This window comes from Paenibacillus sp. J5C2022 (assembly GCF_025567625.1).
In the GTDB taxonomy this organism is placed as follows: Bacteria; Bacillota; Bacilli; order Paenibacillales; family Paenibacillaceae; genus Pristimantibacillus.
Genome location: NZ_JAOQJC010000112.1, coordinates 1 through 1,187, shown reverse-complemented (window position 1 = coordinate 1,187; position 1,187 = coordinate 1). Strand labels below are relative to the sequence as shown.

Sequence of the window (1,187 nt, the reverse complement as noted above, 5' to 3'; positions counted from 1 at the left end):
AGAACGCGAGTAACGTATCTACGGATTGCGTAAAGCAGGAAGTAGTAGATGGGTTGTTCCGCCCCGTGTGTCTGTTAGACACATGTTGCTTACTTAGACATCGTGAAGACACCCCTAACCTAGGGCTTGAATGCGGTCAACCCGCTTCATATCAGGTGTTTGCAAGATGTTGATGGTAAGAAGCCCCCCACTTCAACTTGTGATTGCAAGTAAGTGGGGGAGGTTCACGATCATGCTTCCGTTCGATTACGAGATGATCCGTTCTAAAACGATTGCCACACCGTCGTTATCGTTGGAATCTGTAATCTGGTCAGCTAACTCTTTCAGCCCTTCTATCGCATTAAACATGGCCACTTTGTGTACCGGCATAGCAAAAAGCTCGATGTCGTTATAATCGTCTCCGAAAACCATGACCTGGGAGGTGGAGATCCCAAAGTGATGAAGCAGCAGTGCTACACCGCTGGCCTTGCTTACCGAGCGATTCATGATCTGAATAAGTGTACCCTGGTCTGTTACCACGAAATGAACTTGCTCCCCGAAATGACTTTGTAATTCCTCTGGGTTGTCAAAATATGTGATCAGAATTTTGGTGGTTTCAAGTGACTTTAATTCTTCGTTCGAACGCACTTGCGGTCGAAAGTGACGTGTATTAAAGACTTCTTCGTCGATCGGTCCGGAATTAGCGAACCATTGGTCCCTTACTTCAAGGCTAATTCCGCAGTCTGGCAAGTATTCTGAGCAGTAATCTAGAATTGCTGCTGTTGCTGCTCTCTCAATGGAAATGTGTGTTTCCAAATTGGTTTGCTTATCTTCAATAAGTGCTCCGTTATAATAAACGAATGAGCATACATTTAATATTTCAGCCGGTAGGAGAGTGTGGACAGATCGAGGCGGCCTGGCTGTTGCAATAATTACCTTCATACCGTTTCCTAAGCAACTTAGCACTGCATCTAAATTACGCTTGGACACCGTTTTACCGGTGTTGAGGAATGTGCCGTCTAAATCAAGTACAATTGCCGAGTATTTGATCTACTCCACCTCCAATTAAATAAATGATCTTTTTCGCTATAAATGTAGGGATTCCTTACTTTAGGAAAAGCGGACGGGAATCCTCCCCATTTCAATGGGGCAGATGAAAGTCCGCTTTGCCCGAAATCCCCCTTGCGGGGATACAAGGGCAAAAATAC

At 45.1% G+C, this 1,187-nt stretch carries 1 protein-coding gene; it reads right to left on the bottom strand.

The window, feature by feature from the left end:
- Positions 1-246 precede the first annotated feature (246 nt).
- The gene (locus tag M6D81_RS31505; protein WP_262681622.1) at positions 247-1,014 is read right to left on the bottom strand and encodes an HAD family hydrolase; all 768 of its coding nucleotides are present in this window, start codon (positions 1,012-1,014) and stop codon (positions 247-249) included.
- Positions 1,015-1,187 lie beyond the last annotated feature (173 nt).